Genomic DNA, 23,901 nt, shown 5'->3' with positions numbered 1-23,901 from the left:
TACAATCCTATTGATATAATCTAAGCTAGTGTATTTTGCGTTTAATAGTAGGAGTGATAGATTGTGACAGATAAAGAAAAGCGTTTAGAGAGGCAGTCAAGAATCCGGAATTTCTCCATCATCGCCCACATAGACCACGGCAAATCGACCTTGGCGGATCGGATTTTAGAAAAAACATCGGCGATCACCCAGCGGGAAATGAAAGAACAATTGCTTGATTCAATGGACCTTGAACGCGAACGGGGAATTACCATCAAATTAAATTCCGTTCAGCTGAAATACAAAGCTAAAGACGGAGAAGAATATATATTCCATCTCATCGACACGCCCGGACACGTCGACTTTACATATGAAGTTTCGCGAAGCCTGGCTGCCTGTGAAGGCGCGATTCTCGTTGTTGATGCGGCTCAGGGAATAGAAGCGCAGACATTGGCGAACGTCTATCTGGCGCTTGATAATGATCTTGAGATTCTTCCTGTCATTAATAAAATCGATCTCCCGAGCGCAGAGCCAGAACGTGTGCGTCAAGAGGTTGAGGACGTTATCGGCCTTGACGCTTCAGACGCCGTCCTCGCTTCAGCGAAAGCGGGCATCGGCATCGAAGACATTTTAGAACAGATCGTAGAAAAAGTGCCGGCTCCCGCGGGAGATCCGGAAGCTCCGCTGAAAGCGCTCATCTTTGACTCGCTTTATGACGCGTACCGCGGAGTCGTCGCGTATATCAGAGTCGTAGAAGGAACAGTCAAACCGGGCCAGAAAATTAAAATGATGGCAACCGGAAAAGAGTTTGAAGTCATCGAAGTCGGCGTCTTCACGCCGAAAGCGCAGCCGGCTGACGAATTGACAGTCGGTGACGTAGGCTATTTGACAGCCGCAATCAAAAACGTCGGCGACACCCGTGTCGGTGATACGATCACGAGCGCGGTTAAGCCTGCGGCAGAAGCGCTTCCGGGCTACCGCAAACTCAATCCGATGGTATACTGCGGACTTTATCCGATTGACACAGCCAAATATAATGATTTGCGCGAGGCTCTGGAAAAACTTGAATTGAACGATTCATCTCTTCAATACGAGGCGGAGACGTCACAAGCCCTCGGCTTCGGCTTCCGCTGCGGTTTTTTAGGAATGCTTCACATGGAAATCATTCAGGAGCGGATTGAGCGTGAGTTTAAAATCGACCTGATCACAACGGCACCGAGTGTTATCTATGATGTGTATATGACAGACGGCGAAAAGGTTGTTGTCGACAACCCGTCAAACATGCCTGACCCGCAAAAAATAGAGCGGGTGGAAGAACCTTATGTCAAAGCGACGATGATGGTTCCGAACGATTACGTCGGAGCGGTTATGGAGCTTTGTCAGGGGAAACGGGGCAACTTTATCGATATGCAGTACTTAGACGCCAACCGGGTCAGCATTGTATATGAGATGCCTCTTGCGGAAATCGTATATGAATTTTTTGATCAGCTGAAATCCAGCACGAAAGGGTACGCCTCTTTCGATTACGAACTGATCGGCTACAAACCGTCTAAACTTGTCAAGATGGACATTATGCTGAACGGAGAAAAAATCGACGCCCTTTCATTTATCGTGCATCGCGATTACGCGTACGAACGCGGAAAAGTAATTGTGGAAAAACTGAAAGAGCTTATTCCGCGCCAGCACTTTGAAGTACCGATTCAAGCGGCGATCGGACAGAAAATCGTGGCCCGCTCAACCATTAAGGCCATGCGGAAAAACGTCCTTGCAAAATGTTACGGAGGAGACATCTCGCGGAAACGGAAGCTTCTTGAAAAACAAAAAGAAGGAAAACGCCGGATGAAGCAGGTCGGCTCAGTAGAAGTGCCGCAGGAAGCGTTTATGGCCGTTCTTAAAATGGATGACAGCCCGAAAAAATAACGGAAGCCGCCGCAGTCCCGCGCTGCGGCTTCTTTCTGTAAAGAAGAAGGTGTTTCAAAATGAAATCAGCTTATATTCATATTCCGTTTTGTGAGCATATCTGCCACTATTGCGATTTCAATAAATATTTTATTCAGAGCCAGCCTGTCGATGAGTACTTAAACTCACTCGAAAAGGAAATGATAAATACAATAGAACGGACGGGACGCCCTGATCTCCGCACGATTTTTATCGGGGGAGGCACGCCGACATCGCTCTCACCCGTCCAGCTGGAAAAATTGATGGATTCCATTCACCGCGTGCTGAAGCCTTCTGACGGACTCATAGAATTTGCCGCGGAAGCGAATCCGGATGATTTGTCTCCGGAAAAATTAAAAATCCTGAAAAATGCCGGTGTCAACCGGCTGAGCTTCGGTGTTCAAACCTTTGAAGATGAGCTTTTACAAAAAATCGGAAGAGTGCATAAACAAAAGGACGTATTCACTTCCTTTGAACGTGCGAGGGCTCTCGGCTTCGACAACATCAGTCTCGATTTAATGTTCGGCCTGCCGGGTCAGACGCTGGCCGATCTTGACAATTCCGTCAAAACGGCTTTGTCTCTTGATGCGGAGCACTATTCCGTTTACTCGCTGATCGTAGAGCCGAAAACGGTGTTTTATAATTTAATGCAAAAAGGCCGCCTGCATCTCCCCGCGCAAGAACAAGAGGCCGAGATGTATGAAACAGTCATGAGGCAGATGAGTGAAGCGGGCATCCGTCAATACGAGATCAGTAACTTTGCAAAGCCCGGATACGAGTCGCAGCATAATCTGACGTATTGGAGCAATGAAGAGTATTTCGGTTTTGGCGCAGGCGCTCACGGATATATCAGCGGCACGCGCACCGTCAACGCCGGGCCTGTGAAACATTACATGCAGCTCATCGAAGAAAAGGGGCTGCCTTACCGTGACACGCACGAGGTGACACGTGAGGAGCAGATTGAAGAAGAAATGTTCCTCGGTCTCAGAAAAATGTCCGGCGTACAAAAGCAAGCTTTTCTCGATAAATTCGGACGCTCGGTCGACGAACTGTTTCCCGATGTTCTCAAAGATTTAACCGAAAAAGGCCTGATCTGTGACACGGAAGAATCGGTTGCATTAACGCATGAGGGCAAATTATTAGGAAATGAGGTTTTTGGCGCTTTTTTGGGTGAGTTATAATTGACATTTTTCTTTTGGTTTGTTACTTTTGATATAGAATTAGCACTCGCTGACCTTGAGTGCTAACAGGGGTGATGATGATGTTAACAAATCGTCAGCTGTTGATCCTGCAAGTGATTATTAATGATTTTATACAATCAGCGCAGCCTGTAGGATCAAGAACTCTTTCAAAAAAAGACGAGATTACATTCAGCTCTGCAACGATCAGAAACGAGATGGCTGACTTGGAGGAATTGGGCTTTATTGAAAAAACCCATTCATCCTCAGGACGGATTCCGTCGGAAAAAGGGTACAGGTATTATGTCGATCATTTGCTGTCACCCGTCAAGCTGACAAAAACCGATCTGGATTTAATTCACTCGATATTTAAAGAAAAAATCTTCGAGCTGGAAAAAACAGTCCAAAAATCAGCGCAAATCCTGTCCGACCTGACAAACTACACATCGATTGTCCTCGGGCCGACGCTGAGCGAGAACTATCTTAAACAGATTCAAATCGTACCGATCCAGCCGGATAAGGCGGTCGCCATCCTCGTCACGAACACGGGGCATGTCGAAAACCGCACCATCAATTTCCCGGCTAAAGTGGATTTGGCCGATATTGAAAAACTGGTCAATATACTAAACGATCGATTGGCGGGCGTGCCGATGGACGAACTGAATGAGCGCATTTTCAAAGAGGTTGTCACATATTTAAGGCAGCATATCGCCAACTATGACAGCATACTTGAATCGCTCCGCTCCACATTCCATCCGGCGGCCCACGTTGAGAAATTGTTTTTCGGCGGAAAGATCAACATGCTGAATCAGCCGGAGTTCCATGATATTGAAAGGGTCCGCTCGCTCTTATCTTTAATTGAAAAAGAGCAGGATGTTCTGAAGCTGTTTCAGTCATCAAAAGCCGGGATTTCAATCAAAATCGGGAAAGAAAATGACTACGAAGAAATGGAAAACTGCAGTTTAATCACGGCCACCTATACAGTTGATACGAAACAGATCGGATCAATCGCCATTATCGGGCCGACGCGCATGAATTATTCAAGAGTCGTCAGCCTGCTGCAGCACGTGACTTCGGACTTGTCAAAAGCATTCACAAGTTTGTATGATGAATAAGGGAATTTTGGCAATCATTTTCAGTCATCTTTTTACAGCATTTGAGGGAGGTGAACACAATGTCAGAAGAAAAACAAACCGCAGAACAGGTTGAAGCAGCAGAACAAGAAGAAGTGACAGAACAGGCAGAACAAGCCGCTTCACAAGAGCAGCATGAAGAAACGGCAGGTCAGGAAGAAGCCCTTCAGCACCAAATTGATGAATTGCAGGGTTTGCTTGATGAAAAAGAAAACAAGCTTTTGCGTGTTCAAGCAGACTTTGAAAACTATAAACGACGCAGCCGCCTTGAGATGGAAGCTGCTCAGAAATACCGTTCTCAAAACGTCGTAACGGAAATCCTTCCGGCTCTCGACAACTTTGAACGGGCGTTACAGGTAGAAGCTGAAAGCGAGCAGACAAAAAGCTTGCTGCAAGGTATGGAAATGGTCCGCCGCCAGCTGATGGACGCACTTGAAAAAGAAGGCGTTGAAGCCATCGAAGCTGTCGGTCAGGAATTTGATCCGAACCTTCACCAAGCTGTCATGCAGGTGGAAGATGAAAACTTCGGCAGCAATATTGTTATCGAAGAACTGCAAAAAGGCTACAAACTGAAGGATCGCGTCATCCGTCCTTCAATGGTAAAAGTGAATCAATAACTACATAGCAGGAGGTAATTCAAAGTGAGTAAAGTAATCGGAATTGACTTGGGTACGACAAACTCATGTGTGGCAGTGCTTGAAGGCGGAGAGCCTACAGTTATCGCCAACGCTGAAGGAAACCGTACGACTCCGTCAGTCGTTGCATTTAAAAACGGCGAGCGCCAAGTAGGGGAAGTGGCAAAACGCCAATCCATCACAAACCCTAACACAATCATGTCTGTCAAACGCCATATGGGTACTGACTATAAAGTGGAAATCGAAGGAAAAGACTACACGCCTCAAGAGGTGTCAGCTATTATCCTTCAGCATCTGAAAGCATATGCTGAAAGCTACCTCGGCGAAACAGTTTCAAAAGCCGTTATCACGGTTCCTGCATACTTCAACGATGCAGAGCGCCAAGCGACAAAAGATGCCGGTAAAATCGCCGGTCTTGAAGTAGAGCGTATTATCAACGAGCCGACTGCAGCAGCGCTTGCATACGGACTTGATAAAACGGACGAAGACCAAACAATTCTTGTTTACGACCTTGGCGGCGGTACGTTTGACGTATCTGTTCTTGAACTTGGCGACGGCGTGTTTGAAGTCCGTTCAACTGCCGGTGACAACCGTCTTGGCGGAGACGACTTTGACCAAGTCATCATCGATCATCTCGTAGCAGAATTCAAAAAAGAAAACGGCATTGATCTTTCAAAAGACAAAATGGCGCTTCAGCGTTTGAAAGATGCGGCTGAGAAAGCGAAAAAAGATCTTTCCGGCGTTTCATCTACACAAATTTCTTTACCATTTATCACAGCGGGAGAAGCAGGTCCTCTTCACCTTGAGCTGACACTGACCCGCGCTAAATTCGAAGAGCTTTCCGCTCACCTTGTTGAGCGCACAATGGCTCCTGTCCGTCAGGCTCTTCAAGATGCGGATCTTTCTGCGAGCGAAATCGACAAAGTTATCCTTGTCGGCGGATCAACACGTATTCCTGCCGTACAGGAAGCAATCAAAAAAGAAACGGGTAAAGAAGCGCATAAAGGCGTAAACCCTGATGAAGTTGTAGCGCTGGGTGCAGCGATTCAAGGCGGCGTCATCACGGGAGACGTAAAAGACGTTGTTCTTCTTGACGTTACACCGCTTTCTCTCGGTATTGAAACAATGGGCGGCGTGTTCACGAAACTGATCGACCGCAACACGACAATTCCGACGAGCAAGTCTCAAGTATTCTCAACTGCAGCTGACAATCAAACGGCTGTTGACATTCACGTGCTTCAAGGTGAGCGCCCGATGTCTGCCGACAACAAAACGCTCGGCCGCTTCCAGCTTACTGATATCCCGCCTGCACCGCGCGGCGTACCGCAAATCGAAGTTTCTTTCGATATTGACAAAAACGGTATCGTAAACGTAAGAGCGAAAGACTTAGGCACAGGAAAAGAACAAAACATTACAATCAAATCTTCTTCAGGTCTTTCTGATGATGAGATCGAACGCATGGTAAAAGAAGCGGAAGAAAACGCTGACGCTGATGCGAAGAGAAAAGAAGAAATCGAAGTCCGCAACGAAGCTGACCAGCTTGTGTTCCAAACGGAAAAAACATTAAAAGATCTGGAAGGCAAAGTGGACGAAGAGCAAGTGAAAAAAGCAAACGACGCGAAAGACGCGCTGAAAGCCGCTATCGAGAAAAACGAAATTGAAGACATCAAAGCGAAAAAAGATGAGCTTCAAACAATCGTTCAAGAGCTTTCTATGAAGCTTTACGAAGAAGCGGCGAAAGCGCAGCAGGCTGAAGGCGGAGCAAACGCTGAAGGCAAAAAAGCGGATGACAACGTTGTCGATGCGGAATACGAAGAAGTAAAAGACGACGAAACGAAAAAATAAGTTCTGTCCCGCATGGCTATAGGCGGAAGAACACACAGCATATTCTGATTCAACAGACAGAAAGTCAAAGTCAGGCATCTCTTGGCTTTGACTTTTTTTCTTGCCCGGGATAAAAGGAATTGAAAAAACATAATTCAAAATGATACAATCTAATTTATGTGAGAAATTCGGGAGAGTGAAGCGAGATGAGTAAGCGTGATTACTATGAAGTGCTTGGGGTAAGTAAGAGCGCTTCAAAGGATGAAATCAAAAAAGCCTATCGGAAGCTTTCAAAAAAATATCATCCTGATATCAATAAAGAATCCGGAGCAGATGAAAAATTCAAAGAGGTAAAAGAAGCGTACGAAGCGCTCTCAGACGACCAAAAACGCGCTCAATATGACCAATTCGGCCATACAGACCCTAACCAGGGATTCGGCGGCGGTTTCGGAGGCGGCGGAGACTTCGGCGGCTTCGGTTTCGATGACATCTTCTCAAGCATCTTCGGAGGCGGCACGAGACGCCGTGACCCGAATGCGCCGCGGCAAGGCGCGGATCTGCAGTATACAATGACCCTGTCATTTGAAGACGCGGCTTTCGGGAAAGAAACGATCATTGAAATTCCGCGCGAAGAGAATTGCGAAACATGTAAAGGGTCTGGCGCGAAGCCGGGAACAAAGCCGGATACGTGCTCGCACTGCGGAGGTTCTGGCCAGCTGAACGTCGAACAGAACACGCCGTTTGGCAAAGTGGTTAACCGAAGAGTCTGCCACCACTGTGAAGGAACAGGAAAAATCATCAAAAACAAGTGTTCTGACTGCGGCGGCACGGGCAAAGTGAAAAAACGGAAAAAAATCAATGTCACGATTCCTGCCGGTGTGGATGACGGACAGCAGCTGCGCGTTCCGGGCCAAGGTGAACCGGGCGTAAACGGAGGGCCGGCGGGAGATCTGTTTGTCGTATTCCATGTGCGCGCCCACGAGTTCTTTGAGCGCGACGGAGACGATATTTATTGCGAAATGCCGTTAACGTTTGCCCAAGCGGCACTCGGAGACGAAGTGGAAGTGCCGACGCTTCACGGAAAAGTGAAATTGAAAATACCTGCCGGCACACAAACAGGCACGAAATTCAGATTAAGAGGCAAAGGCGTTCAGAACGTCCGGGGCTACGGACAAGGCGACCAGCACATTGTCGTCCGCGTCGTCACACCGACGAATCTGACAGACAAACAAAAAGACATCATCCGCGAGTTCGCTGAAGTCAGCGGAAACCTGCCGGATGAACAAGAAATGAGTTTCTTTGACAAAGTAAAACGCGCATTTAAAGGCGAGTAATGATTGGATAGGAGTTGGTAGTTTTGAAATGGTCCGAAATCAGCATTCACACAACACATGAAGCGGTCGAACCCATCTCAAATATTTTGCATGAAGCTGGTGCGAGCGGGGTTGTCATCGAAGATCCGCTTGATTTAATGAAAGAGCGTGAGAATGTTTACGGGGAAATCTACCAGCTCGACCCCAATGATTACCCCGATGAGGGTGTCATTGTCAAAGCGTATCTGCCGATCAACAGTTTCCTCGGCGAAACGGTGGACGGCATTAAAGAGACGATTAATAATCTGCTTTTGTACGACATTGATTTGGGCAGAAACACAATCACCATTTCTGAAGTTAATGAAGAAGAATGGGCGACAGCTTGGAAAAAGTATTATCATCCTGTGAAAATTTCTGAAAAGTTCACGATCGTTCCCACTTGGGAAACGTACACACCTGTTCATACAGATGAACTGATTATCGAAATGGATCCGGGTATGGCATTCGGTACGGGAACGCATCCGACAACCGTTCTGTGCATTCAGGCGCTTGAGCGTATCGTTCAAAAAGGCGACCGTGTCATTGATGTCGGCACCGGTTCAGGAATTTTAAGCATCGCGGCCGCCATGCTTGAGGCCGAATCGGTTCATGCGTATGACCTTGATCCGGTCGCTGTTGAAAGCGCGCGTCTGAATGTAAAATTGAACAAAGTGAGTGATACGGCTGAAGTGAAGCAGAACAATTTGTTAGACGGCATCACGGGCGAACATGATGTCATTGTCGCAAATATTTTGGCGGAAGTGATTCTCCGCTTTACATCACAGGCGTACGATCTGCTCAAAGACGGAGGCCATTTTATTACTTCAGGCATTATCGGCCAGAAAAAACAGGAAGTAAAAGAAGCGTTGGAAAAAGCCGGCTTTACCATCATAGAAATTCTGTCTATGGAAGATTGGGTCAGCATCATCGCGAAAAAATAACAGTTAGTAGGTGTCACAGCGTATGCAACGATATTTTATCGAGCTCACGAAGCAGGAGATGGACGAAACTCCTGATTTTCAAATCACGGGGGAAGACGTCCACCATATAGCGAACGTCATGAGAATGAGTGCGGGAGACCGGATTATCTGCTGTTCGAAAGACGGCCATGAAGCGTTATGCCTGCTTAAAGAGGTTTCTAAAGATCATATATCATGCAGCATTGCTGAATGGACGGGTGAAAACCGTGAACTGCCTTTGAAGATCAGGATCGCCAGCGGCCTCCCGAAAGGCGATAAGCTTGAATGGATTATCCAAAAAGGGACCGAGCTGGGGGCAAGTATGTTCATCCCTTTTCAGGGCGCCAGATCCGTCGTTAAGCTAGACGACAAAAAGGCAAAGAAAAAGCGGGAGAGATGGGCGAAAATCGCGAAGGAAGCGGCGGAGCAATCGTACCGCAATGAAATTCCCGAAGTGAAAACCGTTCATACGTTCCGGCAGCTGCTTGAAATGGCGGAGAATGTCGATAAATGTGTCGTTGCATACGAGGAGTCATCAAAGCAGGGAGAAACGGGCGCTTTCGCTGCGGAGCTCAAAAGCCTTCCGCAAGGTTCGTCTCTTTTAATCGTATTCGGCCCTGAAGGCGGTCTGACTGAGTCTGAAGTTCATCAGCTTTCAGAAAAAGGCGCCGTCTTATGCGGCCTCGGACCGAGAATTTTACGGACTGAAACTGCGCCTCTTTACGCGTTAAGCGCAGTTTCCTATCATACAGAGTTATTAAGAGGTGATCAGTAGTGGCAACTGTTGCTTTTCATACCCTTGGCTGCAAGGTCAACCATTATGAAACAGAAGCAATCTGGCAGCTGTTTAAAGATGCGGGTTATGAACGAAAAGAATTCGAACAGACAGCAGATGTATATGTCATTAATACATGTACGGTAACAAACACGGGAGATAAAAAAAGCCGTCAAGTCATCAGACGGGCGATCCGCCAAAATCCTGACGGCGTCATCTGCGTAACAGGGTGCTATGCGCAAACCTCTCCGGCGGAAATTATGGCCATCCCGGGTGTTGACATCGTCGTCGGCACGCAGGATCGTGAAAAAATGCTCGGTTACATTGAGCAGTACAGGGAAGAGCGTCAGCCGATCAACGGCGTCGGCAATATTATGAAAGCACGCGTGTTTGAAGAGCTGGATGTTCCCGCTTTTACTGACCGCACAAGAGCGTCGTTAAAAATCCAAGAGGGCTGCAACAACTTCTGTACGTTCTGCATTATCCCTTGGGCGCGCGGCCTGCTTCGTTCCCGCGATCCTGAAGAAGTCATTAAACAGGCGCAGCAGCTGGTGGATGCCGGCTATAAAGAAATCGTCCTGACGGGGATTCATACGGGCGGCTACGGCGAAGATATGAAAGATTATAATTTCGCCAAGCTTCTCCGCGAGCTGGATACGCGTGTAGAAGGACTGAAGCGGATTAGAATTTCATCTATTGAAGCAAGCCAAATCACTGATGAAGTGATTGAAGTGCTGGATGCGTCTGATAAAATCGTCCGTCACCTTCATATCCCGATTCAGTCAGGATCAAACACCGTTCTGAAACGAATGAGACGCAAATATACGATGGAATTTTTCGCGGACCGTTTAAATAAGCTGAAAGAAGCGCTGCCGGGTCTTGCCGTCACATCTGATGTCATCGTCGGTTTCCCGGGAGAAACGGAAGAAGAATTTATGGAAACATACCGGTTCATTAAAGAACATAAGTTTTCAGAGCTTCACGTATTCCCTTACAGCAAACGCACCGGAACACCTGCGGCCAGAATGGAAGACCAGGTTGACGAGAACGTGAAAAACGAACGGGTGCATAAGCTGATCGCGCTGTCTGACCAGCTTGCAAAAGAATACGCCTCCGATTATGAAGGAGAGGTTCTGGAAATCATTCCGGAAGAGGCGTTTAAAGAGTCTGATGAGGAGGGCATGTTCGTCGGCTATACGGACAATTACATGAAAGTCGTCTTCAAAGGCACGGAAGATGTAATCGGCAAACTTGTCAAAGTCAAAATTCAAAAAGCGGGCTATCCGTATAACGAAGGACAATTCGTCCGCGTCGTTGAGGATGAAATGACCCGAAACATGCGCATGTCTTCATAACTGATAAAAAAACCGGTGCCTTCCCGCATCGGTTTTTTTACGGTTTCGGAGGAATCAGCCTGTCAATCAGCCGGTAAAACAAATGTGTGAACGGCAGAAACAATAAGGCGGTGACTACGTTAAATAACAGGCTGAAATGCGCAATCATCTGCGCGGGATCATCAGACAGGCGCTCCGTAAAACCTGCTGATGCGGACAGGAAGGGAAATACGAGCAGCACGCCGAGAATATTAAACACAACGTGAGCACCGGCGGTCTGTCTGGCGGCATACCCGCCTGAAACAGCAGCCATGACGGCCGTGACGCATGTCCCGATATTAGATCCCAGAACGACGCTGACCGCTTGTTCAATGCCGATCACCCCTTCGTTCATAAAACTCATCAAAATGCCGATGCAGACGGAGCTTGAATGAATGATTGCCGTCAATATCATGCCGATAAAAAGAGCGGACCAGCTCGAATCATTCACATGTCGCAAAACCTCCGCCCCCGCCTTCATTTCTGTCAGCGGAACGGCGAGCCGGCTGAAGCATGTGATGCAAAAAAAGATGATGCCGAGACCGAGGAAGCTTATGCCGATCTGCCTGAACGGATATTTACGGAGGAGGATAAACACAAGGCCTCCGATAAAAAGCACCCAAATGAGCACATCCATCTTTATGGCTAAAAACTCCGTCGTAAACGTGGAGCCGACATTCGTGCCGAGAATCATCGGAATGGTCCGTTTAAAAGATAAAGCGCCTGCGCTGACAAAGCCGATGACAATGACCATGAAGGCTGAGCTGCTCTGAAGAAAACCGGTGAATACGATGCTTATGAGAAAAGCTTTCAAAGGGTGGTCGGTAAATAAGAGCAGGCTCTTCTCAATTTTTGAATACGTTAATGCGATCAGCCCCTGCCTGAGCAGGCTCATTCCGAGTAAAAAAATCAGGATAAGTGCGGTAAAGAGAATCAGTATCATCAAATGAAACACCCCTTTCCATCATTATATAGACAAGCAGCTTTATTCATGACGGAAAAGTGAGCTCGCTTAGTTGACCTGACTGATGGCTTATATTATAATGTCAAAGTACATGTTTATATATGTATCTTTTTAAAGGTAGTCGATTGGTGTATTCGGAGGGAGGGAAAGAGAATGTCAAAAACGGTCGTTAGAAAAAACGAATCGCTTGAAGATGCTCTTCGTCGCTTCAAACGCAGTGTATCAAAGACAGGTACTTTGCAAGAAGCAAGAAAGCGCGAATTTTATGAAAAACCTAGCGTAAAGCGCAAGAAAAAGTCAGAAGCTGCTAGAAAACGCAAATTCTAAAAGAGGGTGGATTTATGAGTCTTCTTGAGCGACTTAACCAAGATATGAAGCTGTATATGAAAAGCCGTGAGAAAGACAAACTGACTGTCGTTCGAATGGTGAAAGCTTCACTTCAAAACGAAGCAATTAAGCTTAAGAAAGACAGTTTGACCGAGGATGAGGAACTTACTGTCCTATCTCGTGAACTTAAGCAACGTAAAGACTCCCTCCATGAATTTTCAAACGCTAATCGTTTAGATTTAGTAGATAAAGTTCAAAAAGAGCTGGACATTTTAGAAGTTTATTTACCGAAGCAGCTTTCTGAAGAAGAGCTGCAGACAATCGTAAATGAAACCATCGCTGAAGTCGGTGCGAGCTCCAAAGCGGACATGGGCAAAGTGATGAGTGCTATTATGCCTAAAGTAAAAGGTAAAGCTGACGGCAGCGTAATTAACAGACTTGTCAGCAGTCAATTATCTTAATTGACAAGAAAAAAGACATCTTTCCTTGAGAGATGTCTTTTTTTATACATAAAAAAATGAAACTAAAGTACATTTGTTACGTATATAAAGAAGAACGAAACGGGAAGGAGGGTATATTTGCCTTGTTCCGAAAAAAAACCGGAATTGCTGTTGCTCTATTGGGCTTATTTGTATTATCTTTATTAGGAGTTCAATTGAACGCGAAAGCTGATCATCCATCGGTTTATGTCATCCCGGTTGAGAAAAATGTCGAACAGGGGCTCGCCTCGTTTTTATCGCGTTCTTTCAAAGAAGCGAAGGAGTCCGGCGCGTCACACATTATTCTTGACATCAATACACCGGGAGGCGCCGTTCAATCAGCCTTGGATATTGCTGATATCATCGGCCGCGCGGATGTGCCTGTTACCGCTTACGTTAATAAACGGGCGCTTTCTGCCGGAGCGTATATAGCGCTTCAGGCAGATGAAATCTATATGGCGCCGGGCGGAAAAATGGGTGCCGCAGCCATCATCGACGGAAAGGGAAACGCGGCAGACAAAAAGGCCCAATCACTGTGGCATGCAGAAATGGAGGACGCAGCGGTTAAAAACAACCGAAATCCGAAATACGCCCTGGCCATGGCAGATCCCGCCATTAATGCAAAGGAAGCGGGCGCCCCAAAGGGAAAACTGCTGACACTGACAGCTGAAAAAGCCAAGGAAGTCGGATATTCGGAGGGCACGGTTTCAGACCTTGATGCTTTATATACAAAGCTCGGTTTTGACAAAGCGGATGTTCACCATGCAAAAGAAGGTTTCGTCGGCAAACTGGGCAGATGGCTGACAAATCCGTTTGTTGTCCCCGTCTTATTAACGCTTGCTTTGCTTGGTTTGACCATTGAATTGTTCTCGCCGGGCCTCGGGATACCGGGTGCCGTCGGACTGACGGCCATGCTGCTGTTTTTCACCGGGCATATCGCTGCCGGATTCGCCGGCTATGACAGCGTATTCTTATTTTGCGCGGGCTTGGTTTTTATCCTTTTAGAGATATTTCTGCCCGGAGGCATAATCGGTCTTATCGGTATTGCAGGCGTCATCGCGAGCCTCTTTCTCGCTGCGGGCAGCTTTACCGTAATGGCGGTTTCTCTCTTGATCGCCATTGCTGTGTCTATTACAGCCTTTATCATATTAACAAGGGTGTTGGGGAAACGAATGAAATTCTTTAAAAAATTAATATTAACTGATTCAACAAGCACGGAGAGCGGTTATGTTTCAAATCAGAACCGGACGGAGCTGTTGGGAAAAGTCGGCGTTACCGCTACAGCCCTCAGACCGTCAGGCACCGTCATTATTGATGATGAACGTCTGGATGTCGTCTCAGAAGGATCATTCACTGAAAAAGACAGACAGGTGAAAGTAGTGAAAGCGGAAGGCTCACGCATTGTCGTGAGAGAAATATAGATGATAACCTTGAGGAGGAATTAGATGGAACTGTCAAGTTTGGCGATTTTAGCATTAGTTGCTGCTGCCATTATTGTGTTAGCCATATTCTTCACCTTTGTACCGGTGATGCTATGGATTTCGGCGCTTGCAGCAGGAGTCAAAATCAGCATTTTCACTTTGGTCGGGATGAGGCTGCGGCGCGTCATACCAAGCCGCGTTGTCAATCCGTTAATTAAAGCGCACAAAGCCGGCCTAACCGCAACAACAAATCAGCTCGAAAGCCATTATCTGGCCGGAGGTAATGTCGACAGGGTGGTCAATGCCCTGATTGCGGCACAGCGCGCCAATATTGAGCTGTCATTTGAACGCTGCGCAGCCATTGACCTGGCCGGGCGTGACGTATTGGAAGCCGTACAGATGAGCGTCAATCCGAAGGTCATTGAAACACCGTTTATCGCGGGTGTCGCCATGGACGGAATTGAAGTAAAAGCAAAAGCCAGAATCACGGTAAGAGCCAATATTGAGCGCCTTGTCGGAGGAGCGGGAGAAGAGACGGTTGTCGCCCGTGTCGGAGAAGGGATTGTCTCGACAATCGGTTCTTCACACAATCATAAAAAAGTGCTTGAAAACCCTGATATGATTTCGCAGACCGTACTTGGCAAAGGGCTGGATTCAGGCACCGCATTTGAAATTCTTTCGATTGACATCGCCGACGTTGATATCGGCAAAAACATCGGAGCGATTCTTCAGACGGATCAGGCAGAAGCAGACAAAAACATTGCGCAGGCCAAAGCCGAAGAGCGCCGCGCCATGGCGGTCGCCCAAGAGCAGGAAATGCGCGCTCGCGTAGAAGAAATGCGTGCAAAAGTCGTGGAAGCAGAAGCCGAAGTGCCGCTTGCGATGGCAGAAGCGTTGCGTGAAGGAAACATCGGCGTCATGGACTATATGAACATAAAAAATATCGACGCGGACACGGACATGAGGGATTCTATCGGCAAGCTGACGAATGACCAGCAAGATGAAGACCAACAATAACCTCTCTATTAAGGAGGGAGCCGCTATATGCACGAGATTCTGACAAATCCGCTCGTCATTGCCGCCGTCATCGGCATTATATCGGCAATATTCGGCAAGAAAAACAAAGATGAAAAACGTCCGCCGGGTACACGTCCCGGAAATCAGGCAAAAAAGCAGGATCAAAAACAGCCGCAGAAAGAGCATAAGCCGGAAGCGGAAGAATTGCCTGCCGTTTCAGAAGAGAACCCTTTTGAGCAAAAAAGAAGGGAAGCTGAAAAGCGCCTAGCGGAGACGGAGCAGATGTTTAACGGGCTCGAACATAAGCTGACGTCCGCACGCGCACGAAACGCGTCTCTGAAGAAATCAGCCCTCAAAATAAATAAAGAAACTGCGGTCCAAGGCATTATATTCAGTGAGGTTTTGGGTCCGCCCCGTGCAAAAAAACCGCACCGGACCATGCGGAACATCGGTAAAAAATAAAGTGTTAGAACCCCTTTTCAAATCATACATATGAGATGAAAGGGGGTTCTTTTTTTATGGGGCAAAGAAAGAATCGTGTAAAGGCATGGCTGACAAGAGCATTGGAAATTCCCCCGGACGTTATGATGGATCTGCCTCGTATTACGATGGTCGGCAGACTTCATATCTACATAGAGAATCACAGAGGCCTCCTGCTGTTCAGTGAAGAAGAAGTCAGGCTGATGCTCAAGCAGGGGCAGTGTATCATATCAGGAAAAAACTTGGTCATTAAGGCAATCCTTCCTGAGGAAATCCTTTTGGAAGGCACGATAGATCACGTACGATATGTCGATTCATAAAGCCGGGGGGAAATAATGTGAAAAACAAATGGCTGTCATTTTTTTCGGGTAAAGTCCAAATGGAAGTCAAAGGAAAAGGAATTGAACGGCTGCTGAATGAATGCACGAGAAACGGAATCGCCATCTTTGCGGTGAAAAAAAAGCAAGACTGTGTTCTGCTGATGATTCAGCTTCAAGATGTACATGCTTTCAGAAGAGTCATCAGAAAACATGAATGCAAAGCAAGCTTTACAAAAAGAAAGGGTCTTCCCTTTCTGCTTCTCAAATCAAAATTAAATCTGGGCTTCACTGCGGGATTTGTGATATTTTTTGTTATATTGTTTCTTTTGTCCAACATGATTTGGGAAATTGATATTAAAGGGGCCAAGCCCGAAACCGAGCATCAGATGGTAAAGCACCTTGAAGAAATCGGTGTGAAAAAAGGCCGTTTGCAATTTTTAATGATGACGCCGGAGAAAATTCAAAAATCATTAACAAACGGCATCGATAATATTACGTGGGTCGGTGTGGAATTGAACGGGACAGCCCTTCATATGAAAGTGGTCGAAAAGAACGAACCGACAAAAGAAAAGTACGTGAGCCCCCGCCATATCGTTGCCAAAAAGAAGGCGGTCATCAAAAGGATGTTCGTGCAAAAGGGGCAGCCGATGGCTTTTGTGAACGATCATGTTGACAAAGGACAGCTCCTCGTCTCAGGACTGATCGGAAATGAAGACCGGAAAGTCGCCTCAAAAGCGGAAATTTACGGAGAAACATGGTACAAGTCAGAAGTAACCGTGCCCCTTGAAACATCATTTACGCTATATACGGGTAAAGTAAGGACGAAGCACAAGCTGTCTTTCGGATCATGGGGCGTGCCTTTTTGGGGCTTCGGGTTTAATGAGGAGCCGCTGAAACATCCGAAAACAGAGGAAGAAAAGCATCCGTTTCAATTTCTGGGGATGAAGCTTCCGGTTTCTTACGTTTCAGAACAGACAAGAGAAAGTGAAACATCCGTGCGGACTTATACGAAAGGCGAAGCGGTTCAGGCCGGTATCAAAATGGGAAGACAAGATATAGAAAAGCGATTAAACGGCAGCGGAGAGGTGGAAAGTGAAAAAGTTTTGCACCAATCCGTTGAGAATGGTAAAGTAAAGTTGATTATTCTCTACCAAGTTATAGAAGATATCGTTCAAACCACACCTATTGTTCAGGGAGACTAAAGAATGGCAGAACATTTACTTGCGATTAATCACAAACTGAAAAGCCCGGACGAAGCACTTTCTTTGTTCGGCAGCCAAGATGCCTTTTTACATTTAATGGAGAAGGATCTGGGCATTAGCCTCATCACACGCGGTGAAACCATTTACGTTTCCGGGAATGATGAAACATTTGAGATCGCTGACAGATTATTGGGCTCGCTCCTTACTTTAATTCGCAAGGGGATCGAGATTTCGGAACGTGATGTGCTGTATGCCGTGAAAATGGCAAAAAAAGATGAACTGGACTATTTTGAAAGCATGTATGAAGAGGAAATAACGAAAACGGCAAAAGGCAAACCGATCCGTGTCAAAACCATCGGCCAAAGAGAATATGTGGCGGCGATGAAGAAAAACGACATGGTGTTCGGCATCGGGCCGGCGGGAACCGGCAAAACTTATTTGGCGGTCGTAAAAGCGGTGCACGCTTTAAAAAACGGCCACATTAAAAAAATTATTTTAACAAGACCCGCTGTGGAAGCCGGCGAGAGCCTCGGTTTTCTGCCCGGAGATTTAAAGGAAAAAGTAGATCCTTATCTGCGCCCGCTGTATGATGCGCTCCATGATGTGCTCGGAAGCGACCATACGGAGCGTCTTATGGAAAGAGGGGTTATCGAAATCGCCCCGCTTGCCTATATGAGAGGGCGGACGCTTGACGACGCGTATGTGATTCTTGATGAAGCCCAGAATACCACTCCCGCTCAAATGAAAATGTTTTTGACGAGATTGGGTTTTGGCTCTAAAATGATCATTACGGGCGACGTAAGCCAAATTGACCTGCCGAAAGGCGTCACATCGGGACTTGCAGTAGCGAAGGACATGCTGAAGGACGTAAACGGCATCTCCGTGATTGAACTTGACCAGACAGATGTGGTCAGGCATCCGCTTGTTGCAAAAATTATTGAAGCTTATGATAAGCAAAAGTAATGCAAAAATGACCCGATCTCCCGTTATCGGGTCATTTTTATATGATGTGTTCCTGATGTTTCAGGGAGGAGGTTCTTGTTTTGAAAAAGAAGGGAAAGGGCAAAAGCGCCCGGGAACGGTTCCGCAGTTTCAGACATGCCCGCTCAGCCCATGTGCTGCTGTACCTGCTGCTTTCAGCGATCATGTTTGGTTTGCTCTTTATTCATGTAAAACCTGAATCACTTAATTTGGATTTATTTGCAGTCAGTGATAAGACGATTTACGCGCCCGCCACAGTGGAAGATCAGCAGGCGACGGAATCGAAAAAACAGGCGGCCGAAGATGCGGTGGAAGATCAATACACTCTGAAAAAAGGCTATACCGACAACCGGCTTGACCTGATCACTTCCATTTTTGACAGCATCGGCGAAGTGAAAAAAGATGCGGAAAAAGACAAAAAGTCACCTTCGGAAAAATCACTGGTAAAATCGGTGAAAAACAAGCTGACACAGGATGTCAATGAATCCGTCTCGGAAGATGCCATTAAATCGCTTCTCCATGCAAACAATGAAGATTTCTCATTTGTGAGGGATTCCGTCATTACCGCGGTGAATACGGTGATGAGCAGTGAAATTCCTTCTGAAAAGCTTGCTGAAGCGAAGGATAAGGTCGCAAAAGAGCTGAAAAGCGCTTCTGTGCCGTCAAAATATTTAGCGGCTGCGACTGAAATCGGAAAATACGCGGTCATCCCGAATTACGTTTTTGATCCGAAAGCGACCGATGAAAAACGCCAGGAAGCGTCAGACAGCGTCCAGCCGGTACAGATCAAACAGGGACAGGTTCTCGTGGAAGAGAATGATCTGATTGACCGAGAAGTATACAGGAAGCTTGAACTGACGGGTCTTTTGAATAATTCCAACCTGTTAAAACCGATCAGCGGTCTCCTTCTGATGATCGGCCTGTTTATTGCCACGCTTGTCTACTATTTTGAGAAACAGCAGCAGGAGCTTAAGCTGAAAAATAAATCTCTTTTGCTGTTTTCTATCATTACAACGCTTATTCTCGTCATTATGGAAGTCGTCAGTCTCTTTCAGAAGATTGAATACACCAATATCGGCTATCTTGTGCCGATCGCCGCCGGCGCGATTTTAATCAGGCTGCTGCTCAATGAAAGGCTCGCCATTTTAGGAAGCATCATTCTGGCGATCTGCGGCAGTATGATGTTTAATCAGGGTGTGACGGGAACATTTAATTACGTCATCGGCATTTACTATTTAATCAGCAGCATTTCAGGCATTTTGTTTTTGGGAAAACATAATGCGAGATCAAAAATATTGCAGACGGGACTGTTCGTCTCATTTATTAATATGATTATCGTGCTGTCGCTTTTATTAATACAAAATACGGCGCTGTCACCGGTTGAAATCGGAACGCTTATGCTGATGGGGGTCGTCTCGGGACTTGCTTCATCCGTTTTGATTATCGGTCTGATGCCGTTTTTTGAGACGGGATTCGGCATTCTTTCAACGATGAGGCTGATTGAACTGTCTAATCCGAATCATCCCCTGCTTCGTAAGATTTTAACGGAAACACCCGGTACATATCATCACAGCGTCATGGTGGCAAATCTGTCGGAAGCGGCTTGTGAAGCCGTAGGGGCAAACGGTCTTTTAGCACGGGTCGGAGCGTATTATCACGATCTCGGCAAAACGAAACGTCCGCAATATTTTATTGAAAATCAGATGAATATGGATAATCCGCATGACAAGCTGTCTCCGCAGCTCAGCAAAAATATCATTATCGCACATACGACAGACGGTGCGAATATGCTCAGAAGCTATAAGTTTCCGAAAGAGCTTGTGGATATCGCGGAGCAGCATCACGGAACGTCCCTTTTAAAATTCTTTTATTATAAAGCGAAAGAAAAGGGCGACCAGATTACAGAGAAAGAGTTCCGCTACCCGGGGCCGAAGCCGCAATCGAAAGAAGCGGCTATTATCTCAGTGGCCGACAGCGTTGAAGCCGCCGTCCGTTCCATGCATAATCCGAATCCCGAGCGGATCGAAAAACTGGTGCGGGGAATTATATCCGATAAGCTTCAGGACGGACAATTCTCAGAATGTGATCTCACGTTCCGAGAACTGGATACGATCGCAAAAACACTATGTGCGACTTTAAAAGGAATTTTCCACTCCCGGATTGAATATCCGGAGGCTACGAAGAAGGTGAAATAAATGGGTTTACTCATAGATATTGTTGATGAAACGAACAGCGTCTCAGCTGATGCGCTCCAAGAAGTGGAGAAGCTGCTCCAATTCGCGGCGGAAAAAGAAGGCGTTCAGGACCAGGCTGAAGTATCGGTCACGATTGTGACAAATGAGGAAATCAGAGAAATCAACAGAGACTACCGGGGAAAAGACACTCCGACTGACGTCATTTCGTTTGCGCTTGAAGAAGAAGGCGAAGACGAGGTTGAAATCGTAGGCGCCGACATGCCGCCTGTTTTAGGAGATATTATCATCAGCGCAGACAGAACGAAAGAGCAGGCGGAAGAGTACGGCCATTCGTTTATGAGGGAGCTCGGTTTTCTGGCCGTGCACGGCTTTTTGCATTTGCTTGGCTATGATCACATGACAAAAGAAGAAGAGGAAGAAATGTTTTCAAAGCAAAAGGATTTGCTGGATGAGTATGGACTCACGAGATCATAAAAACGAGTGGAGCAGGTTCCTGAAGAGCTTTGTCCATGCATGGAGGGGAATCTGGAAAACGGCGCGGTCAGAGCGGAATTTTCAATTTCATATTACCGCGGCCTGCGCCGTTATCGTTTGCGGTTTTCTCACCGGGCTGAGCACAGCCGAATGGGCCGTTGTTTTGGTGCTGATCGGAGGAATGCTTGCTTTGGAGCTTTTAAATACGGCGATAGAGCATGTTGTGGATTTAGTTACCGATCAGTATCACCCGCTCGCAAAAGCGGCAAAGGACGCGGCCGCCGGAGCCGTTTGCGTCTTTGCCGTGATATCGTGTATCATTGGTTTACTCATCTTCTTGCCGAAGATATGTTAGCAGAAGATTCTTACAATTATTTTACATTGCCAAAAATGGGCGTGAAAAACCAATCATAATTATGTAAAATAAAAGTGACAGCGGTATCATACAGGATAAAGGTAAGAGAGGAATTAAGTACACATGAACAGACAAGAATTGATTGCAGAAGCATTAAAAGCGCGGGACACAGCGTATGTGCCGTATTCAAATTTCAGAGTGGGAGCCGCTCTTCTTACCAAAGACGGAAAAGTGTACAGAGGCTGCAACATTGAAAATGCGGCATACAGCATGTGCAACTGTGCTGAACGCACGGCGATATTCAAAGCTGTTTCCGAGGGGGATACGGAATTTGCGATGCTCGCCGTGGCTGCGGATACTCCGGGACCGGTTTCGCCGTGCGGAGCCTGCAGACAAGTAATTTCCGAGCTGTGCTCAAAGGATATGCTTGTTATTCTGACCAACTTACAAGGACAAATAAAAGAAATGACTGCGGAAGAATTATTACCGGGCGCATTTTCATCGGAGGATTTACATGACGAACGAAAGCTTTAAATCAGGATTTGTATCTATCATCGGAAGGCCGAATGTAGGAAAGTCTACCTTTTTAAACAGGGTCATCGGTCAAAAGATCGCCATCATGAGCGACAAACCCCAGACGACAAGAAATAAAGTCCAAGGGGTGCTGACAACCGGCACGTCGCAGACCATTTTTATTGATACACCGGGCATTCACAAACCAAAGCACAAGCTTGGCGACTTTATGATGAAAGTGGCGCAGAATACGCTGAAAGAAGTTGACTTGGTGTTATTTATGATTAACGCCGAAGAAGGGTACGGAAAAGGAGACGAGTTTATCATTGAAAAGCTCGGACAGACGTCTACACCGGTCTTTCTGATCGTAAACAAAATTGATAAGATCCACCCTGACCAGCTGCTTCTTTTAATTGATGAGTACCGTACGCGCTATCCGTTTAAAGAAATCGTGCCGATCTCAGCTTTGGAAGGGAACAACGTCGAAACCCTTCTCGCGCAGATTGAAGCGTATTTACCGGAAGGGCCTCAGTTCTATCCGAGCGATCAGGTGACTGACCACCCCGAGCGGTTCATTATTTCTGAACTGATCAGAGAAAAGGTGCTCCATCTGACAAGGGAAGAAGTGCCGCACAGCATCGCTGTCGCTATCGAGTCCATTAAAGGGCAGGAAAACGGCTCCGTCCATGTCGCTGCCACCATTGTGGTCGAGCGGGATTCTCAAAAAGGCATCGTCATCGGCAAAAAAGGAGCGCTTCTGAAAGAAGTCGGCAAAAGAGCGCGGGCTGATATTGAAGCTCTTTTGGGCTCACGCGTTTATCTGGAATTATGGGTGAAGGTGCAGAAGGACTGGCGGAATAAAATGTCTCAGCTGCGTGATTTCGGCTTCAAAGAGGATGAATATTAATTCATCTAAGGCGCATGCCTGAGGTGTGAGATTACCTCACAGAAGCAGGGATTCGTTAGCAAAATTTGTTTAACATGAAAAGGAGGACATCAGGTCAAGATAAGGGTAAGAATTTGGATTTGCAAGCTAGTTTAATGATGAAAGGTGGGTTTTTTGTGTTGAATTTTACCTGGAACGTATTTTCTCAAACAGGAAGTGTTGATACGTACCTTCTTTTTAAAGAACTGGAAAAAGAGAACCTGGAAAGACCCGAAGAACCGGAAGATGAGCTAGCCCGAATTGATTTTCCAATTTTGTAAACCTCTTGGCCCCTCCCATTGTTGGAAGGTGCGGAAATGCTGACTAAATGTGAAGGAATCGTGCTCCGTACGAATGACTACGGGGAGACGAATAAAATCGTGACATTGCTGACGAGGGAACACGGCAAAATCGGCGTCATGGCAAGGGGCGCCAGGAAGTCAGCCAGCCGGCTGTCAGCAGTCAGCCAGCCGTTTTTGTACGGGTCATTTTTAATGCAAAGAACATCAGGACTCGGCACGCTCCAGCAGGGTGAAATGATTCTCAGCATGAGAACGATCAGAGAAGATTTATTTTTGACGGCGTATGCCGCTTTTATCGCTGAACTCACTGACAAAGGAACGGAAGAGAAGAAACCGAACCCCTATTTATTCGAATTGATTCTCGAATCCTTTAAGAGGCTGAATGACGGGACTGACCCGGACGTGATCACCTTCATCGTGCAGATGAAAATGCTCGGCGTCATGGGGCTGTATCCGGAGCTGAATCATTGTGTCCACTGCAAAAGCGGGGAAGGGACGTTTCATTTTTCGATAAGAGATAACGGGTTTATCTGCCACCGCTGCTTTGAAAAGGATCCGTACAGAGTTCCGATTTCGCCGCAAACGGCAAGGCTGCTAAGGCTTTTTTATTACTTTGATATCGGAAGGCTCGGCAGCGTCTCGTTAAAACAGGAAACCAAAAACGAAATTAAACGGGTCATTGATCTGTATTACGAGGAATATTCAGGACTTTATTTAAAGTCAAAACGGTTTTTAGATCAGATGGAAAGCATGAAGAACCTTTTGGATGAAAACAAAAGTTGACATTCTGCCCATCTTTT

General features: G+C 46.6%; 24 protein-coding genes and 1 pseudogene. 24 read left to right on the top strand and 1 reads right to left on the bottom strand.

Going from position 1 to position 23,901, the window contains the following annotated elements:
• The first annotated feature begins 63 nt into the window (after nucleotides 1–63).
• The 9 genes from lepA to mtaB all read left to right on the top strand — a co-directional run bounded on the left by lepA (nucleotide 64) and on the right by mtaB (nucleotide 11,128).
• A complete protein-coding gene (lepA, locus tag NSQ37_RS19010; RefSeq protein WP_007612672.1) occupies nucleotides 64–1,899 on the top strand; it encodes a translation elongation factor 4 in 1,836 nt (611 codons plus the stop codon).
• Nucleotides 1,900–1,958: 59 nt separating this feature from the next.
• Nucleotides 1,959–3,098: a radical SAM family heme chaperone HemW gene (gene hemW / locus NSQ37_RS19005; RefSeq protein WP_007408272.1), complete on the top strand. Its 1,140-nt coding sequence runs from the start codon at nucleotides 1,959–1,961 to the stop codon at nucleotides 3,096–3,098.
• Nucleotides 3,099–3,178: 80 nt separating this feature from the next.
• Nucleotides 3,179–4,210, top strand: coding sequence for a heat-inducible transcriptional repressor HrcA (gene hrcA, locus NSQ37_RS19000; protein ID WP_003152889.1), 1,032 nt, complete (start codon nucleotides 3,179–3,181; stop codon nucleotides 4,208–4,210).
• 59 nt (nucleotides 4,211–4,269) lie between these two features.
• Nucleotides 4,270–4,845, top strand: coding sequence for a nucleotide exchange factor GrpE (gene grpE / locus NSQ37_RS18995; protein WP_003152892.1), 576 nt, complete (start codon nucleotides 4,270–4,272; stop codon nucleotides 4,843–4,845).
• Nucleotides 4,846–4,869: 24 nt separating this feature from the next.
• Complete coding sequence (dnaK, locus tag NSQ37_RS18990; protein WP_007408273.1) at nucleotides 4,870–6,708, top strand: molecular chaperone DnaK; 1,839 nt, start codon at nucleotides 4,870–4,872, stop codon at nucleotides 6,706–6,708.
• Nucleotides 6,709–6,893: 185 nt separating this feature from the next.
• Nucleotides 6,894–8,021 (top strand): molecular chaperone DnaJ, encoded by a 1,128-nt coding sequence (gene dnaJ / locus NSQ37_RS18985; RefSeq protein WP_003152895.1) that lies wholly within the window; start codon nucleotides 6,894–6,896, stop codon nucleotides 8,019–8,021.
• Nucleotides 8,022–8,044: 23 nt separating this feature from the next.
• On the top strand, nucleotides 8,045–8,980 hold the full coding sequence (prmA, locus tag NSQ37_RS18980) for a 50S ribosomal protein L11 methyltransferase (RefSeq protein ID WP_012118021.1): 936 nt from the start codon (nucleotides 8,045–8,047) through the stop codon (nucleotides 8,978–8,980).
• A 22-nt stretch (nucleotides 8,981–9,002) separates the two neighbouring features.
• Complete coding sequence (locus NSQ37_RS18975; protein ID WP_007408275.1) at nucleotides 9,003–9,773, top strand: 16S rRNA (uracil(1498)-N(3))-methyltransferase; 771 nt, start codon at nucleotides 9,003–9,005, stop codon at nucleotides 9,771–9,773.
• Entirely contained in the window at nucleotides 9,773–11,128 is a 1,356-nt protein-coding gene (mtaB, locus tag NSQ37_RS18970; RefSeq protein ID WP_007408276.1) for a tRNA (N(6)-L-threonylcarbamoyladenosine(37)-C(2))-methylthiotransferase MtaB, read from the top strand. The genes NSQ37_RS18975 and mtaB overlap by 1 nt, the downstream gene beginning before the upstream one ends.
• A 37-nt stretch (nucleotides 11,129–11,165) precedes the next feature.
• Here mtaB and NSQ37_RS18965 read toward each other — a convergent pair whose 3' ends face one another.
• Nucleotides 11,166–12,092, bottom strand: coding sequence for a Na/Pi symporter (locus NSQ37_RS18965; protein ID WP_015240237.1), 927 nt, complete (start codon nucleotides 12,090–12,092; stop codon nucleotides 11,166–11,168).
• A 171-nt stretch (nucleotides 12,093–12,263) separates the two neighbouring features.
• Between NSQ37_RS18965 and rpsU the strand changes: the two genes are divergently transcribed.
• The 15 genes and pseudogenes from rpsU to recO all read left to right on the top strand — a co-directional run bounded on the left by rpsU (nucleotide 12,264) and on the right by recO (nucleotide 23,884).
• Nucleotides 12,264–12,437 carry a 30S ribosomal protein S21 gene (rpsU, locus tag NSQ37_RS18960; RefSeq protein ID WP_003152957.1) on the top strand — a complete coding sequence of 58 codons (174 nt, stop codon included), beginning with the start codon at nucleotides 12,264–12,266 and terminating at the stop codon, nucleotides 12,435–12,437.
• Nucleotides 12,438–12,451: 14 nt separating this feature from the next.
• The gene (locus tag NSQ37_RS18955; protein ID WP_007408278.1) at nucleotides 12,452–12,898 is read left to right on the top strand and encodes a GatB/YqeY domain-containing protein; all 447 of its coding nucleotides are present in this window, start codon (nucleotides 12,452–12,454) and stop codon (nucleotides 12,896–12,898) included.
• Nucleotides 12,899–13,020: 122 nt separating this feature from the next.
• The gene (locus NSQ37_RS18950) at nucleotides 13,021–14,337 is read left to right on the top strand and encodes an NfeD family protein (RefSeq protein WP_012118019.1); all 1,317 of its coding nucleotides are present in this window, start codon (nucleotides 13,021–13,023) and stop codon (nucleotides 14,335–14,337) included.
• Between the two features lie 24 nt (nucleotides 14,338–14,361).
• Nucleotides 14,362–15,354: a flotillin-like protein FloA gene (gene floA / locus NSQ37_RS18945; RefSeq protein ID WP_043021631.1), complete on the top strand. Its 993-nt coding sequence runs from the start codon at nucleotides 14,362–14,364 to the stop codon at nucleotides 15,352–15,354.
• Between the two features lie 27 nt (nucleotides 15,355–15,381).
• Nucleotides 15,382–15,816, top strand: coding sequence for a hypothetical protein (locus NSQ37_RS18940; RefSeq protein WP_007408281.1), 435 nt, complete (start codon nucleotides 15,382–15,384; stop codon nucleotides 15,814–15,816).
• Nucleotides 15,817–15,872: 56 nt separating this feature from the next.
• Nucleotides 15,873–16,154 (top strand): sporulation protein YqfC, encoded by a 282-nt coding sequence (gene yqfC / locus NSQ37_RS18935; RefSeq protein ID WP_003152966.1) that lies wholly within the window; start codon nucleotides 15,873–15,875, stop codon nucleotides 16,152–16,154.
• 17 nt (nucleotides 16,155–16,171) lie between these two features.
• Nucleotides 16,172–17,396 (top strand): annotated as a pseudogene (yqfD, locus tag NSQ37_RS18930) (sporulation protein YqfD).
• Nucleotides 17,360–18,319, top strand: coding sequence for a PhoH family protein (locus tag NSQ37_RS18925; RefSeq protein WP_007408283.1), 960 nt, complete (start codon nucleotides 17,360–17,362; stop codon nucleotides 18,317–18,319). Before yqfD ends, NSQ37_RS18925 begins: the two are co-directional and overlap by 37 nt.
• An 80-nt stretch (nucleotides 18,320–18,399) precedes the next feature.
• Nucleotides 18,400–20,532, top strand: a complete 2,133-nt coding sequence (locus tag NSQ37_RS18920) for an HD family phosphohydrolase (protein WP_007408284.1) — start codon at nucleotides 18,400–18,402, stop codon at nucleotides 20,530–20,532.
• Nucleotides 20,533–21,006: an rRNA maturation RNase YbeY gene (gene ybeY, locus NSQ37_RS18915; RefSeq protein WP_003152973.1), complete on the top strand. Its 474-nt coding sequence runs from the start codon at nucleotides 20,533–20,535 to the stop codon at nucleotides 21,004–21,006.
• A complete protein-coding gene (locus tag NSQ37_RS18910) occupies nucleotides 20,987–21,361 on the top strand; it encodes a diacylglycerol kinase family protein (protein ID WP_003152974.1) in 375 nt (124 codons plus the stop codon). Before ybeY ends, NSQ37_RS18910 begins: the two co-directional genes overlap by 20 nt.
• Before the next feature lie 123 nt (nucleotides 21,362–21,484).
• Nucleotides 21,485–21,895, top strand: a complete 411-nt coding sequence (locus NSQ37_RS18905) for a cytidine deaminase (RefSeq protein ID WP_003152976.1) — start codon at nucleotides 21,485–21,487, stop codon at nucleotides 21,893–21,895.
• Entirely contained in the window at nucleotides 21,876–22,781 is a 906-nt protein-coding gene (gene era / locus NSQ37_RS18900) for a GTPase Era (RefSeq protein WP_007408285.1), read from the top strand. The genes NSQ37_RS18905 and era overlap by 20 nt, the downstream gene beginning before the upstream one ends.
• Before the next feature lie 155 nt (nucleotides 22,782–22,936).
• A complete protein-coding gene (locus NSQ37_RS18895; protein WP_007408286.1) occupies nucleotides 22,937–23,080 on the top strand; it encodes a YqzL family protein in 144 nt (47 codons plus the stop codon).
• Nucleotides 23,081–23,116: 36 nt separating this feature from the next.
• Complete coding sequence (gene recO, locus NSQ37_RS18890; RefSeq protein ID WP_007408287.1) at nucleotides 23,117–23,884, top strand: DNA repair protein RecO; 768 nt, start codon at nucleotides 23,117–23,119, stop codon at nucleotides 23,882–23,884.
• Nucleotides 23,885–23,901 lie beyond the last annotated feature (17 nt).

The sequence above is a fragment of the Bacillus sp. FSL P4-0334 genome (genome assembly GCF_038004825.1).
GTDB classification, from domain to species: domain Bacteria; phylum Bacillota; class Bacilli; order Bacillales; family Bacillaceae; genus Bacillus; species Bacillus velezensis.
This window is presented reverse-complemented; position numbering and strand designations above follow the sequence as displayed.